General features: G+C 38.3%; 11 protein-coding genes and 1 pseudogene. 10 read left to right on the forward strand and 2 right to left on the reverse strand.

What is annotated here, in order from left to right; translation table 11 throughout:
- Positions 1 to 231: 231 nt before the first annotated feature.
- A complete protein-coding gene (locus I8752_RS07740; RefSeq protein ID WP_214431732.1) occupies positions 232 to 1,284 on the reverse strand; it encodes a fatty acid desaturase in 1,053 nt (350 codons plus the stop codon).
- Positions 1,285 to 1,506: 222 nt separating this feature from the next.
- A complete protein-coding gene (locus tag I8752_RS07745; RefSeq protein ID WP_214431733.1) occupies positions 1,507 to 2,325 on the reverse strand; it encodes an acyl-CoA desaturase in 819 nt (272 codons plus the stop codon).
- A gap of 87 nt (positions 2,326 to 2,412) precedes the next feature.
- Between I8752_RS07745 and I8752_RS07750 the strand changes: the two genes are divergently transcribed.
- From I8752_RS07750 to I8752_RS07795, 10 genes and pseudogenes are all read left to right on the forward strand, one after another.
- Positions 2,413 to 3,642 (forward strand): methionine gamma-lyase family protein, encoded by a 1,230-nt coding sequence (locus tag I8752_RS07750; protein WP_214431734.1) that lies wholly within the window; start codon positions 2,413 to 2,415, stop codon positions 3,640 to 3,642.
- A gap of 326 nt (positions 3,643 to 3,968) precedes the next feature.
- Positions 3,969 to 4,340 (forward strand): hypothetical protein, encoded by a 372-nt coding sequence (locus I8752_RS07755; protein WP_214431735.1) that lies wholly within the window; start codon positions 3,969 to 3,971, stop codon positions 4,338 to 4,340.
- A 229-nt stretch (positions 4,341 to 4,569) separates the two neighbouring features.
- Entirely contained in the window at positions 4,570 to 4,896 is a 327-nt protein-coding gene (locus I8752_RS07760) for a hypothetical protein (protein ID WP_214431736.1), read from the forward strand.
- 109 nt (positions 4,897 to 5,005) lie between these two features.
- Positions 5,006 to 7,156 (forward strand): peptidase domain-containing ABC transporter, encoded by a 2,151-nt coding sequence (locus I8752_RS07765; RefSeq protein WP_214431737.1) that lies wholly within the window; start codon positions 5,006 to 5,008, stop codon positions 7,154 to 7,156.
- A 24-nt stretch (positions 7,157 to 7,180) separates the two neighbouring features.
- On the forward strand, positions 7,181 to 8,593 hold the full coding sequence (locus I8752_RS07770; RefSeq protein ID WP_214431738.1) for an HlyD family secretion protein: 1,413 nt from the start codon (positions 7,181 to 7,183) through the stop codon (positions 8,591 to 8,593).
- A gap of 457 nt (positions 8,594 to 9,050) precedes the next feature.
- A complete protein-coding gene (locus tag I8752_RS07775; protein ID WP_214431739.1) occupies positions 9,051 to 9,710 on the forward strand; it encodes a hypothetical protein in 660 nt (219 codons plus the stop codon).
- A gap of 147 nt (positions 9,711 to 9,857) precedes the next feature.
- Positions 9,858 to 10,535 carry a response regulator gene (locus I8752_RS07780; RefSeq protein ID WP_214431740.1) on the forward strand — a complete coding sequence of 226 codons (678 nt, stop codon included), beginning with the start codon at positions 9,858 to 9,860 and terminating at the stop codon, positions 10,533 to 10,535.
- Between the two features lie 65 nt (positions 10,536 to 10,600).
- Positions 10,601 to 11,690, forward strand: a pseudogene (locus tag I8752_RS07785) (CHASE2 domain-containing protein); the annotation flags it as partial.
- Positions 11,691 to 12,010: 320 nt separating this feature from the next.
- Positions 12,011 to 12,970: a ribonuclease Z gene (locus I8752_RS07790; protein WP_214431742.1), complete on the forward strand. Its 960-nt coding sequence runs from the start codon at positions 12,011 to 12,013 to the stop codon at positions 12,968 to 12,970.
- Positions 12,971 to 13,912: 942 nt separating this feature from the next.
- On the forward strand, positions 13,913 to 16,084 hold the full coding sequence (locus I8752_RS07795; RefSeq protein WP_214431743.1) for a GumC family protein: 2,172 nt from the start codon (positions 13,913 to 13,915) through the stop codon (positions 16,082 to 16,084).
- Positions 16,085 to 16,166 lie beyond the last annotated feature (82 nt).

Consider the following 16,166-nt stretch of genomic DNA (forward strand, 5'->3'; position numbering starts at 1 on the left):
TTCTTGAGATTGGATAAAAAACTGAACTTCCTTTGAGGCAAGCTAATCCCACTTCTGCAATGCCTACGTCGCTAGCTTTTGCTGACACACAACAAGATAATTTCTGGCAATTTGCCTAACAATGTTAGTGGGCAGCTAATTGCCAGAATCTATTTAAATTACAGAACGCTCAACGCTATTGTTGCTATATCAACAATATTTTGACCACCGTGAAATTACCGAGATAATTATTTAGCGTTTTGCGTAGTATTCATTGAAAGTTTCATAGCCAACATCAGTTTTATATAGATGACATTGGTCTACAATCTGCTTCATTAAAGACCAAGAAAACTGACATTCATTATGCAGATAAGGCTGCCAATTTTCTTTGATACTGCTGTAGGCTAGACGCAAATTATAAGAGGGAATAGCAGTAGAAATGTGATGCGGGACATGAACATTAATATCGTGACAGAGGAATTCTACCCAGCGGGGATAATCACAATGAATCGTACCAAATAACTGTGCTAGAGCTTCGTCCCACTTGTTTGCAGCGACAAAAGGCACATCTGAAGCTGTGTGGTGAACGATAGTAAAGGTACTCATCCAAAAATGGTAAACGAGCCACGGCATCAGCCAAAATTTGACAAATCCCCAAATCCCAGTCGTAGCTATTAGGAGAGGGAATGCGATCGCTGCAAACAAAACTACTACAGCGACAGAAAGTTTCACACTCGATTGGTCTTTAGTTTTGAAGTTCCGCCAATCAAAATGCACAACAGCCCAATGTCCAATTGAACCTACCCACCAGAGGCGTTTACGCATGAACAACTCAAAGGCCGACTGCCTGGGTTTATCCCAATCTGCAAAAACTTCTGGTGTAATGGGATGCCAAGCATTGTCCTCATCTAGCTTGTTGGTATGAGTGTGGTGATAATTATGCTTAATCCGCCAACTGTGAAAGGGATAAATCAGGGGCATCATGAAGATATGCCCTACCAAATCGTTTACCCAACGACGTTTGGCAAACGAACGGTGTCCGCAATCATGACCGATTACAAAAAAACCTGTTAAAGCAGTGCCCGTAAAAATCCAAGCTATGGGCAACAGAAACCAAGGTGTGATTGTCAGAATAAAGTAGCCCAAACCAACAGCAAAGACACTGAACAGCACTTGCATCCAAGCTTTACGACGGTTCTGTTGAAAACACTCGCGTGGCAATGTTTTGATAATATCTTTTAGCCTCAGATCGGAATTACCAAGGTCATTATTTACTTTTTGGCTGTTGATTATTGATGTAGTCATGAAAACCTGAAAAACGACAAAACTCCTCCACCAAGTCACTAAAAAAGTAACTTGCCGCAAAATTTATTAACATATAGCGAATATCAGCGTCTTGGATTATAGCAACCTAACTTACCCAAGCGCACCCGTAAATAGCTTTTGGATGCCATTTCTTAGATGTTGAGTCCTTCGTTATTAGTCATTAGTCTTAAATTAAATGACTAATGACTAATCACAATTGACTTACTGCTTTGTTGGAGCCAGCTTCACGTTAGTGGCTAGACCAATTATTTGCAGCAATTGAATTGTCATCCAAGTTAAATCGATTTCCCACCATTCCAGTCCGTGACGGGCTGAGTATTGAAAGGCATGGTGATTATTGTGCCAGCCCTCGCCGAAAACGAGTAGGGCTATCCACCAGCAATTAGTCGAGCGATCGCCAGAATCATGGCTGCGATAACCGAACTTATGAGTACCGCTGTTCACCAACCAAGTGCAGTGGTAAACCCAGACAATGCGAACAAAAATTCCCCAGACAACGAACGACCAGCCGCCCAAAAGCAATAGTACTAAACCTAGAGCGACTTGGATGAAGATGAAATTTTTTTCTAAAAACTGATAAACTGGGTCTTCGGCAATATCTTTGGTAAAGCGAGGAATGTCAGCGTGAGCCGGACATTTATGAATTAGCCAACCCATGTGGCTCCACCAAAAGCCCTTATTAGAATCGTGGGGATCGGGATCGGTATCAGAATGTAAATGATGAATGCGATGTGTCCCTACCCACTCAATTGGGCCTCCTTGACAGGCGAGTGTCCCGAAGAAAACTAGAAGATACTCTAGCCACTTAGGAGTTTGAAAACTGCGGTGGGTAACAAGGCGGTGAAATCCCAAGGTAATGCCTAAACCACCTGTCACCCAGTAAAGTAAGAAAGCTACACCAACTGCCTGCCAGCTAAAGTTACCAGGAACAAAAGCAAACAAAGCACCGATGTGCAGTCCGACGAAAAATAGGGTGTTAACCCAGTTAATTTGAGGTTTTGTTGAGGTAGCAATTGTCATGCAGTAACCCGAATTGGAATTGTTTGGCCTAATCTGCGCGATTTAAAAATCCGCATATCTTAATGTTTTTTTTTGATTGAGGAACTAATGAACAGCTCGGAACAGCTGCAACAAGCACAACAGGCACTGTTAAAAATTTTTTCTGGAATTGACGCTCAGGTCAAGCATAATCTGAAACGAGTACTGGATGGGTTTCGTAATAACCGTGTAGGGGCACACCATTTTGCTGGTGTATCTGGTTACGGTCATGACGATCTAGGACGAGAAACTTTAGATAAAGTTTTTGCTGAAGTGATGGCTGCCGAAGCTGCGGCAGTGCGAGTGCAGTTTGTTTCTGGAACTCACGCGATCGCCTGCGCTTTATTTGGCGTGCTTCGTCCTGGAGATGAAATGTTAGCAATAGTGGGTTCTCCCTACGATACGCTTGAAGAAGTTATTGGTTTACGGGGTCAAGGTCAAGGTTCCCTTATCGAGTTTGGCATAAATTACCGTCAATTAGAGCTAACCCCAGAAGGAACGATAGATTGGGAAGCTTTAAGTACTAGTGTGACTGATAACACGCGTTTAGTGTTAATTCAGCGTTCTTGTGGCTATTCTTGGCGTTCTAGTTTAGCAATTGCCGATATTGAAAAAATCATTCATTTGGTTAAGCAACAAAACCCTAACACTGTTTGCTTTGTAGATAACTGCTACGGCGAATTTATTGAAACTAAAGAACCCACTGCTGTTGGTGCTGATTTAATGGCGGGGTCATTAATCAAAAATCCTGGTGGGACTATTGTCAACGCTGGCGGTTATGTTGCCGGTCGTGCTGACTTAGTGGAAGCAGCAGCCTGTCGCCTCACGGCTCCTGGTATTGGTAGTTATGGTGGTGCTACTTTCGATCAAAATCGCTTGTTGTTCCAAGGGTTATTTTTAGCACCGCAAATGGTAGGGGAGGCAATGAAGGGGACGTATCTTACTGGTTATGTATTTGACAAACTTGGTTATGCAGTAAATCCCGCACCTCTGGCTCCTCGTGGAGATGTGATTCAGGCGATTAAACTTGGCTGTGCCGAAAAGTTGATTGCGTTCTGTAAAGCTATACAACAGCATTCTCCTATAGGTTCTTACCTCGACCCCGTTCCTGATGAAATGCCAGGGTATGAAAGTCAAGTAGTCATGGCTGGGGGAACTTTTATTGAGGGCAGTACTTTGGAATTATCAGCCGACGGGCCTTTACGCGAACCGTATGTAGTTTATTGCCAAGGTGGGACTCATTGGACTCATGTGGCGATCGCTTTAGAAGCAGCGATAGATGCTGTAGGCCCAGCTTAGAGGTAGGGGGAGGCTGGGAGAGAAGAATTAAATAACAGTGTTACAGGCATAAATTGGATAATTTATTTCTTGGAGTTCCTTTAATGCCATTTTGGATTGTAAAAGAGTTACTTAATAAACTTTTGAAAGCATCCTAAAATAGGTTAAAAACTTGAAGTTTATATATGACAATTTTATTTAATTTTTATAATTACAAACCAGAGATACCCGATTTTTTTGATAAATCGGGTATTTGATTTTTATCTGCGTATTTTTCAGAAATATTATTGGCTTAATTGTGCAACATGTTTTTCTAGATTGGGTAACTAAGTTTGCAGAAAATGAGAATGACTGAGCTATTAGCTACCGTTATTGTATTAATTAAGCGAGGAGTGGAACACAAAAAAGAGGCAGACAACTCTCGAAGTTATCTAAAAACAAAGGAAACTACAATCATGTTGCACGAACTATTTAGCAATTTGTCTTTTGAACAACAAGAAATTGTATCTGGTGGCACTTGGTCTTACACACCAGATAGGGATGATAATACTAAATTACAAGATGACATTAGTACTAGTTACTTTGACGCAGATAACTATTTCGATCTCTATGCAGATGTGAAATCTAATGAGGACGGTGGTACAGTATATCAGAATATCCAAGCTGCAAAATATCTCAATAAGTCTACAGCTAATAAATTTGTCAATTTGTATGTATAACTAAATATCCCCTTTTGATTTGGGTAAACATTCAGATTTTTAGGCAATTAGTTGAAAATAATTAATTGCCTATTTTTCTAAAACTAAAAACGAATTTATTTTCAGTTAATTATTATCTGCAAATAAAACTAAGCATTAAACATAGTTATTTTGCAATACTGTTGTTTTGTTGTTAGCAAAATAATTATTTTGGCTAACAAGTTAGATGTTTAACGTAAGAAATAACACCATGTTTAACCATAAAGAAGCTCAAAAATTGGAATTATTTACTATTCTATCAGAGAACTTTCAAGAAACAATAATTGGTGGCAGTTCTTCTTTTAACAATATATATGATATATATTTTCAATTTAAGAATGTAAAATCATTTGCTAATAATGAAAATAATTTTAATAACGGTATAAACAAACTTTACAACGCGCAAAATACTGGTTATGAGCTTTCAGAATTTAATATTGGTTTCAATAGAAATGACAGAAAAAGCAGAGGTGATTCAAGTTCGAGCAACTTAGGATTATTAAATATATTATTGGACGTAATGTCAATTTTTAGTTAAAGTTAAATCCTTAACTTTATCAAAGTAGTAATAATTTATTGAGGATTTAAAAAATAGACATTTGACAACTTTTGAGGCGCTGAGTCGTCACAATATATGGTAATTTTTTATGAAATATCAATTTGTTAAACAGCACAGTGAAGAAGACTGCGGTGCGGCTTGTCTTGCTGCGATCGCCAAATATTATGGACGTAATTTTACTCTAAATCGCATCCGGGAAGCTGTTGGAACTGGACAATTTGGCACAACTTTGTTGGGGCTTCAGCGAGGAGCAAAAACACTTGGTTTTAATGCTCGCTCGGTCAAAACTTCACCAGAACTTTTAAATAGAATGCATGAAGCACCCCTACCAGCAATTATTCATTGGAAAGGGAATCACTGGGTTGTTTTATATGGTAAGAAAGGCAAAGAATGTATAATTGCCGATCCAGCAGTAGGCGTGCGTTATCTTTCTCAAAAAGATTTAGTCGAGGGTTGGACAGATTGGTTAATGCTTTTAATAGAGCCAAATCCAGAACTATTTTTGAACACAGAAGATGATGAAGTTACTGGATTTTGGCGTTTCTTCAAGCGCGTCTGGATTTTTCGCTCGATTTTAGCGCAAGCTTTACCTCTCAATTTACTTTTAGGAGTCTTATCTTTAGCATCTCCTTTTTTGTTGCAAATTCTCACTGATGATGTTTTAGTCCGAGGCGATACCAAGCTACTTACTACTATGGCGATCGCTGTAGTAATTATGAATTTGATTCTCAGCAGTCTTTCTTGGGTACAATCTAATTTAATCGCCCACTTTGCTCAACGCCTCCAATTAGGACTTGTCATGGAATTTGGCAAGCAAATTTTGCGATTACCTCTAGCTTATTACGAATCGCGTCGGAGTGGCGAAATTGTTAGCCGCTTGCAAGATATTAGCCAGATTAATCAGTTAGTTGCTCAAGTTGTTATCAGTCTCCCTAGTAAATTTTTTATTGCCGTAATTTCTTATAGTTTCATGGTTTTTTATAGTTGGAAACTAACTCTAGTAGCTACATTAGTTTCTTTATTAATGACTATATCTACAATTATATTTTTACCAACTTTACGACAAAAAACCCGCGAGCTTTTAGTTCAAGAGGCTGAAGCTCAAGGAGTTTTAGTAGAAACCTTTAAAGGTGCACTTACTCTCAAAACTACTACATCAGGTACACAATTTTTAGATGAATTTCAAAGCCGATTTGGTAATCTTGCCAATCTAGCATTTCGGACAATTAATATTGGAATTATTAATAATACTTTTTCTGGTTTAGTGGCTGCAATTGGTGGTATTGTCTTGCTCTGGTTTGGCGGAAACTTAGTAATAAATCCTCACGAACACATGAGTATCGGGCAACTATTTGCTTTTAACTCTATGAATGGGAATTTTTTAAGCTTAATTGGTACTGTAATCAGTTTTGTTGAGGAATTTACTCGTGCCAAAACTGCCATTCAACGTTTGGCAGAAGTTATAGATACCACACCAGAGAATGCAGATGATGGTAAAAAACCTTTTGCGAAGATTCCCGGTAATGCTGATATTATTTGTGCCCATATTAACTTTCATTATGCTGGGCGAATTGACCTCCTAGAAGACTTTAGCATAACAATTCCTGGTGGTGAAGTTATAGCAGTAATTGGTAAATCTGGATGCGGTAAAAGTACTTTAGCTAAACTAATTGCTGGCTTATATTCTCTACAATCTGGCAATATTCGGATTGGATTGTATAATTTGCAAGACCTTGCGCTTGATTGTTTGCGACAACAAGTGGTGCTTGTTCCTCAAGATGCTCATTTTTGGAGTCGTTCTATTGTAGAAAATTTCCGTTTAGGAGCGCCCTATGCTACTTTTGAGCAAATTGTCAGAGTTTGTGAAATTACTGGTGCTGATGAATTTATTAGTAAACTTCCGGAAAAATATCAAACTGTTTTAGGTGAATTTGGCGTAAATATTTCTGGCGGTCAACGTCAACGTCTAGCAATAGCAAGAGCGATAATTGCAGATCCATCAATTATCATTTTAGATGAGTCTACTAGCGGTCTCGATCCTGTGAGTGAAGCGCAAGTTTTGGAGCGATTACTAAAGCATCGTCAAGGGAAAACCACAATTTTAATTAGTCATCGCCCCCAAGTAATTAATCGGGCTGATTGGATTGTTTTGCTAGAGGAAGGTAGATTAAAAATTCAAGGTTCGCTGGATGAATTGCGAACACAATCAAGAGAATATCTAGATTTTGTCAATCCTTAAATATTAGCAATTATTCGGAAAAATATGCTTTACACACATAATAAGAAAATTCTCCCATTAGTTCGAGATGAGGAGTTTCTTCCTCCTATTAGTACTTGGACATCTTTATTAGGAGTATTCCTTGTCGGGACTGTTGGTTCTGCGATCGCTCTCTCTTCATGGATTAAATATAATGTGATGGTGAATGCCCCTGCTGTTGTCCGTCCTACGGGTAACATTCGGCTAGTACAACCAGAAATAGAGGGAATTGTTCGAGATATCTTCGTACGCGAAAATCAGGTTGTCAAACAGGGTGATGCGATTGCTCGATTAGATACCGAGCAATTACAAATTAAAAAAAGCCAACTACAAGTTAATATCCAACAAGGGAGATTGCAACTAATTCAAATTGATGCTCAAATTAGCAATTTAAATACTCAGATATTAGCTGAAACCAAAGTTATAGAACGAACGGTTGCTTCTGCAAAAGTAGATTTAATCCGCAACCAAAGAGATTACCAAGAACAGCAAGTAACTACTGAAAATGAATACATCGCTGCACAAGCTAGCTGGCAAAAATCACAGGCAGATTTGCAAAAAGCCCAAGCCGATTTAGATTTTGCCAAGATGGATCGCGATCGCTATCAGCAGCTGACCAAAATAGGAGCAATTGGTCGGCGTGAATTCGAGCAAAAAAAATTAGTGGTTGAGCAAACTAAATCTACACTTGCAGCTGCTAAAAAAACTGTAGAAATTGCTCAAGCCAAAATGCAATCGGCTAGAGTTGCTACCAATCCTAGTATAGCGATAGTGGCGATCGCCCAAGAACGCATTGCCCAAGAAGTTGCTAAAGGTCAAGCAACCATCGCTAACTTGCAAAAAGAAAAACAAGCTTTAATCCAGCAGGGAGTTGAAATGCAAACTCAATTCAAGCAGTCTCAAAAAGACCTGCAACAGGTAGAAACTCAACTGCAAAGTAGCATTATTCGTGCCACTAGTGACGGTATCATTCTGAAACTCAATTTGCGTAACCCCGGTCAAGTGGTAAGTACTAGCGAAGCTATTGCTGAGATTGTGCCGCAAAATGCTCCTTTGGTGATCAAAGCGATGATTCCGACTGCGGAGATTAACAAAATTGCCATCGGTCAAAAAGTACAATTACGAGTTGATGCTTGTCCGTATCCCGATTATGGCACTCTTTCAGCTGTTCTCAGTGCTATTTCTCCAGATGTAATTACACCCGAAGGTAAAAATTTTGCTACAGAAACTTCAAGTACTGTAAATTCTCTTACTAGTTATTTTGAAGCAACTATTCAACCTGAAAATGTTGAATTTGGAAATCGCGATCGCCAGTGTCATATCCAACCAGGGATGGAGGTGAAAGCTAACATTATTTCTCAACAAGAAACAGCTATGCAATTTATGCTCCGAAAAGCCAGATTAATCGCTGATTTATGATTTCTTGCTGGAATTTTCAACTGTTATATCTAGGAAATTGGATGTTTAATTCATTCCCGCCCGCACCAGACGGGCTGCAAACTTATCCCACAAGAATTTGTTAATACACAAAATACCCAGTTACGCCACTATCACTTCAAGTTAGTTTGCAGCAGTTTTTTCGACTTGCGATCCGCCGTAACCTGAATATGTATGGAAGAGAATATTGTCTTTATAAATTATGCAACAAAGCTTAGTTTCAGATTAAATTAGTTAATAAGATACTGTGTAGTTTTGGGAAGCATCATAGTATCTTTTGGTAATTGTTGAATACCATTCAGACACTCTAGTTCGCAGAAAAATAACATAATTTACTATAAATGTTATTTGATGATAGTAAAATAACTCACACCACAATATTTTAGTTTTCTTACTCTAAAACTATCCAAAGTAGGTTCTACTTTTCATTGTCGAAGTTATGACCAATGTTCAAGTTCTGATATTTTATTATAGAATTCAACAAGCATTGCAATGGTGGCATTATAGACAGTCAATCAAGCTTTTCCTAGAAGCTGAGAAAATTCGAGATGAATTATTGCAGGAAATTTTCACAATTCGTTGCAATTTATATTTATTGAAACTAGAGAATATGAGTATATCAAGTGATAAAACTCAAAAGTATCTAGACAAAATAGACAATTTACATCATTCTTTAGTGCAATTGAGCGATCGCTTGTTTCCACCATTCCTGCAAGATAGCCTTCCTTTAGCTATTCAGTGCTTATTGGAACGTTGGCTAGTATCCAATCCTCATATACATTTTCAGAGCGATATGCCGCTTGATTGGCGATATGAGCCACTAGAACGCGGTCTGATTGTTTTAATGTCTTTAGAAGAATTACTAACAATAATTTTGTCAGAAATATTAGCTTCCGTTTCAATTTATTTTAGTTTAAAACAAAAGGAAAATGTCGGAGAGTTAAAAGTACAAATTAATTATCCTGATGTATCTACATTTGTCTTTAATTCTCATATACCAGAATTTAAGCATCTTTGCGAAACATTTAGATTTTTAACATCAGGCAAATGCTTATATCGTACTCAAGAACTCAGAGTTACTTGGTATTTTATTTGGTAAGTGTTCTTGCTGAATCATCTATTGGTACTGAAAAAAATCCCTCTAGGGAAGCATTATATAACTGAGAAAATTTAATATAAAACAAGAATTATTGTAGATAACACAATAAATATTATGCCGAGATTGTGACTCAATATAGTATTATTTATGAAACAGGATTTGTCTGAAAAAATATTGTTAAATATTTTAGTAATTGACGATCATGAATCTGTTTTGAATGGAACAGTAGAAGTACTGCGACAACATTATCCTCATGCCAAATTTAGCACTGCTACAAACGCTAATAATGCTCTCGAACAAGTCAATATCATACAGCCAGATATCGTAGTTATGGATCTTTCTATTCCAGAAAATTCTGGAGTTAAGGCCAGACCGGAGATAGGCGTGCAACTTCTCAGAACTCTGATGAAAAATTATCCCAACTTTAATTTTGTTATTCAAAGTGCCCATGTGAGAACTCTGGTCAGAATTAGACCAGATATTGATAGTCATAAAGGAGGTTTTACAGTCGCCGATAAAAGTCTTGCTACGCCAGAAATGTTGACTAGAGTTGATTGGGCATTACAGGGATTAACACATACAAAAGATATTAAAGGCATTCATACAGGATTAGAAGTAAAACCAGAATGGCTGAAAGTTTTGATTTTGGCATTTGAGGAAGGATTGCAAGATAAAATTATTGCTGAAAGAATGTGTATATCCGAACGAATGGTACGTCATTACTGGAGTAAGTTACAAGACGCTTTAAATATTTATCCTCTTGAGGGTAAAAATATTCGGATTCAAACTGAAATGCGAGCCAGAGAAGAAGGTTTGATTGATTAGAGAATAATCAATCTTTTAGGAAGGTTATTACTTAGAGTTATTAATATAATTTTCATTACTATTGAATACGCGATCGCCTTGCAATTATTGGCATAATCGATCCCAGCCGTCAGACTTCATAAATACTTCTGCAATTACATCTATAAACCTGCAACAGAGGGAGTTTACGAAGTGAAAATCCCAGCATATGCTGTTAGCCAAATTATCAGTGCAGTACTTGATGCTAGACCGCTCTTAAATACTTGGGACAATGCATGGGAATATACGTGGATTTTTGCCTGGGGTTTTTTAGGAATTGCTATTGCTCGAATAACTAAATCTTTTTTAACAAATTTAGTAGTTATTGGTGTTGTTAGTTCTAGCTTAGTCCTGATTTGTTATCTACTTTTAACCTGGGGTTGGTGGGTTCCAATAGTACCAGCAGTTTTAGTTTTGGTAATAAATGGTATGGAATTGACTGCTTTATATCAATATGACAAAGCTTTGCGCTCAAGAATTCAAGCTCGTCAAGCTATTATTGAGCGTACATTTGAAACCATTCATAACGGCCCCCTACAAAGTCTAGCTAAAGTTTTGAAGCTGGTTCGATACCAAGATTTACCAATGCAAGAACTATTGCCAGAACTAGAAAAAGAACTAGAAAAATTAGATCGCGAACTGCGGGGAATTTATGATTTTTTGCAACGCGAACCTCCAACTGAAGATAGTAGCCTTTACTTAGGAAATCATCTAGTACTAAACTTGCAAGATCCTCTTCATGAAATTCTCTATCAAGTTTACACCCATACTTTAGAGCGAGACTTTCCTTGTTTTAGAACTATCAAGCTTAAAATTCGCACCTTTGAACCTTTAGATGAGCAATGCATGAATACCGAACACAAGCGAGGACTGTGCCGATTTCTGGAAGAAGCTTTATGCAATGTCGGCAAACATGCTACAGGAGTTACTTGTCTTGAAGTCAGCTGCACTGCATCTCAAGGCTGGTACACTCTGAGTATTATTGATGACGGCTTGGGAATTAATTCCTTTAGAGAAGGTCGCGGTACACAACAGTTTATCAATTTAGCTCAACAACTCAAAGGGAAATTTCTGCGATCGCCCCTTTCTCCCAAAGGAACTATTTGTGAGTTATCTTGGCCTGTAACAAAATTTTAGTTGCAGTATGGTAGCCTAACTAGCGGCGCTGCCATCGCTTTATATCTCTTCTGTGACAATAAAGCATATTTACCGACAATTGAGAACCGTTCAAAAGAATTTTGCTCAATAACCATGCCACTATAGAAAAAAGAGCGCGAACAGAAGGGTAAAGCATGAAGTATGAAGGATGAAGTTTACTTCAAGGATAAATCCTGGAGTTTAAGAAATGAATTCAGGCTTCTCTGAACTAAAAATAAAAAATAAAATTTTCATCCATCATTCTTCATCCTTTAACCTTTCTTCATTCCAATTGAGCAAGAGGAAGGCTAAAGAACGCTGTGCAGATCACATTTTTAGGGACTAGTTCTGGTGTACCCACAAGAGGACGCAATGTTTCCAGCGTTGCCCTCAGATTACCCCAACGGGCAGAACTGTGGTTATTCGACTGTGGCGAAGGTACTCAACATCAACTTTTGCGGAGTGACCTGAAAAGCAGCCAACTATCCCGAATTTTTATCACCCACATGCACGGCGACCACATTTTTGGCTTAATGGGACTTTTGGCTAGTTGCGGCTTGGCTGGTAACGTGCAACGAGTTGATATTTACGGCCCGCCGGGATTAAATGAATATATCCAAGCTGCTTCTCGTTATTCCCATACGCACTTTTCTTATCCCGTCAAAGTTCATACCATCCGTCCTGGAGTCATTTATGAAGATGATGAATTCACTGTTAGCTGTGGTCTTTTGCATCACCGCATCCCAGCTTTTGGTTATCGCGTAGCAGAAAAAGACCGAGCCGGACGTTTTGATGTTGAAAAAGCTCAGGCTTTGCAAATTCCTCCCGGTCGTGTTTACGGTCAACTCAAGCGTGGTGAAACAGTGACCCTTACTGATGGACGAGTGATTAATGGCACAGAACTATGCGGCCCTATAGAAATTGGACGCAAGATTGCTTATTGCACAGACACAGTTTATTGCGAGGGCGCAGTTGAATTGGCGCAAGATGTAGATGTTTTAATTCATGAGGCTACCTTTGCCCATCAAGATGCAGATATGGCTTTTCAGCGGCTGCATTCTACATCTACGATGGCAGCACAAACAGCCTTAGTCGCCAAAGCGCATCGATTAATTATGACTCATTTCAGTCCCCGCTATGCTCCCGGAAATTCTTTAGAGTTAAAGGATTTGCTTCAAGAAGCTCGTGCAATCTTTCCCAATACAGATATGGCTTATGATTTCTTGATTTATGATGTCCCCAGACGCAGAGAAGTAGAGTTAACTAAGGTAAATGCTTAAATAGCATTGACGGCAAATACATCTACATTAAAAGTCAGAAGTCAGAATTTAGAGAAAATTTGATATTACAAGTACATTCATCAGGAAAATTAATTCCTGATTCTTCCATTATTCTCATTTCTGAATTCTGGCTTCTGAATTTTTACCATTTGAAATTAGGAACCGGAAATAATTGACTAATTTTATATAATCTTAAATCTAAAATATTAAAGACAAAATAAAACTGTAATTTAATCTACTTTTTTAATATACAGACAACACTGAATATAGCAGATTTTATTATACAGGTTTAAACAGGTTACAAAAAGAATACATACATTAAATATACAATTTAATCCGACTGCCAGAGATTTTATTGTAAATAAACTTCTAAATTTCTACCTATTATTATTGAGCACATCAACTCAGTAGTATCAATATTGAAAGCTGATTGTTAACCGCTTTTCAAACAAAGCATCCAGTTCTCAACAAGTAAACTACAACAAAGTTTGAATGGGTTTATTAAAGTAGTTTTATATACTTTTTTCTAGTCTAGCAAATTGATTATTATTCAATTTATATTTTTCCTTAGCAGCAAAATTCATGTACTGTAGTACTGAGAAAACTTAAATCACATCAATAATAAAACATCTAAAATAAAAGAACAATTTTAACTATTAAGGATACCGTGAAGATGAACTCAGAGGGTTGACTGTCGTCATAACCTCAATATAGTCTCAAGATTCACACGACCACTTGTAGCCGACCTAAAGTTCACCACCTTGATTTAATGAAAGTTAGTATGTGTCAATTTTACCTTCATTACTTATTGTTAGAAATCTTTATCGCTAGATTAGGAAACATTTAGTATATTGTTATGTCTATAAGTTAAAAAAATTCATGCACAAGATATTCTTTCACAATCTACCAGACATATTGTTTCGATATTAGAGGACTTTAATAGTGGCTAATACGAGTCTGAATCAAGAGCAACTGGTTACTAACACTTCACTAAGAGCGTTTGACATCAGACAAATATCTACGATTTTACTTCGCCGACGCTTTCTCATCTTGGGTATTTCCTGTACGGTCATGTCAATTGCTGGCTTACTGGCAGTTATTCACAAACCGAGTTACCAAAGCTCTATGCAGATACTGGTAAGCTCCAATTTAGGTGACTCCCAGTCAAGTGATATGCCAAGAGGTGTCAATAATGATTTGACTAGCTCTAATCCACAAACTGACTACGCAGCTCAGATGAAACTAATGCTGAGTTCTAAACTAATTGAAAAAGCTGTAGATTCGCTTCGTCCATATTATCCAGATATTACCTTAGAAGACATCAAAGGTAAAAATCAGGAAGATGAGAAAGCGCCTTTGGAAGTGACTCAAGTAGGAGTTAGGACAGGAGTTAATCAAGTTTTTAGTAAAGTCTATGAAGTTTCTTTTAAAGATGCCGATCCGCTAAAAGCCAAACGAGTAATTCAAGCCCTACAAAAAGTCTATCAAGACTACAATATAGAGCAGCAAAAAAAACGTCTAAATAAAGAGATTTCTTTGATTAATGCTCGCTTGCCGAAAATTAAAAAAGAGGTGAGTCAAGCAGAGCAAAATTTAGAAGATTTTCGCAGAAAACATAACTTACTCGATCCAGAAGTAGAAAGTAAAATTGTTGTACAATCTCTTACTGACACTCACAAACAGCTACAAAGTACTCGCGCCCAGCTTCAAGACGTACAAACTCGCTACAAAAGCCTAGAGCAAAAAACAGCTATTTCTTTTCGTTTAAGTCAATCGAGCCGTTACCAATCGTTATTAAATGAGATTCAACAGACTGAACAGGCTCTTGCTAAGGAGCGACTGCGCTATACAGATGAATCTCCAACAGTAGAGGAATTAGAGCGGCAACGCAAAAGTCAACAGAAATTATTAGAGCAAGAGTTACAATCCCTAAAACAAGAAGCTCCCATTGATAGCACAGAAAAAGCGTCCTTGACACAAGGGCAGATGGCAGAAATTAATCCGCAGCTAGCACAAGAATTAATTCAGTTGCAGGCAACAGCCCAAGGACTAAGTGCCAACGAACAAAGTCTAGCTCAATCAGAACAGCAGCTTCGCGCTAAGTTACGTAAGTACCCAAGCCTGATATTAGAATACAACCGCCTCCTACCAGCAGTCGAAAACAATCGCAAAATCCTCGAACAACTGCTAGAGACACAACAATCTTTAGGATTGAAAATTCCTCAAGGAGGATATGACTGGCAGGTATTAGGAGAATCGGATTTAGAAACCTCTACAAGTGACAATAGATTATTCATTTTACTAGGAGGCGCGATCGCCGGGCCGATTTTAGGCGTTGCAGTAGCCTTAACTTGGGGAATGTTCAGTTATGCAATCTACTCGGCACAAGAATTACAAAAGCTGACAAATCTCCGATTACTGGGGTCAGTGCCAAACCTCAAGCCCCGTCGTGCTCAGAAGCGGCTGCCAATGTCTTTACAGGAAAGGCACTATTTGACTCCTTCTTTAGTCGAAGCAGACAGTTGGTTGCCTTACCACGAAACTTTGGATATGGTCTACCAAAACATTCAAATATTAAAATATCCCTTCACCTTTAAGTCGCTGATGTTGACTTCAGCCGGATCTGGAGAAGGTAAGACAACCTTATCCTTGGGGCTTGCAGCTAGCGCCGCCCACATGCATCGACGGGTACTGCTGATTGACGGCAATCTTCGGTATCCCAGGCTGCACAAAACTCTCAAACTATCCAATGATTGGGGACTATCGCTGTTATTACTCGATGAGACAAATACCCGCGTTCAAGATTATATCCAGCCTATTCACCCCGCCATTGACATTTTGACTGCTGGCCCGACACCAGAAGATACAGTCAAGCTGCTGAGTTCCCAGCGAATGAAAGAATTGCTAGAGTTGTTTGAGCAAATTTATGACCTAGTGCTGATCGATGCTCCGCCCATTTTAAACACGGTAGATGGCAGAATTTTAGCAGCTTTTTGTAATGGCATCATTATGGTGGGGCGTATTGGTCAGGTCAACCAAAATGAATTGACTCAGGCTACAGGAATTTTAAGCCAGTTGAATTTAATTGGAATTGTTGCTAATGATATTTACTAAGCTAAAGCGTATTTGACTGACAAATATCAAACGATAACCGATCGCTGACTGTCAACTTTCGCTAAATTGGAAAAAGGTAAAT

Origin of the sequence: Dendronalium phyllosphericum CENA369 (assembly GCF_016056275.1) — a bacterium.
In the GTDB taxonomy this organism is placed as follows: Bacteria; Cyanobacteriota; Cyanobacteriia; order Cyanobacteriales; family Nostocaceae; genus Dendronalium; species Dendronalium phyllosphericum.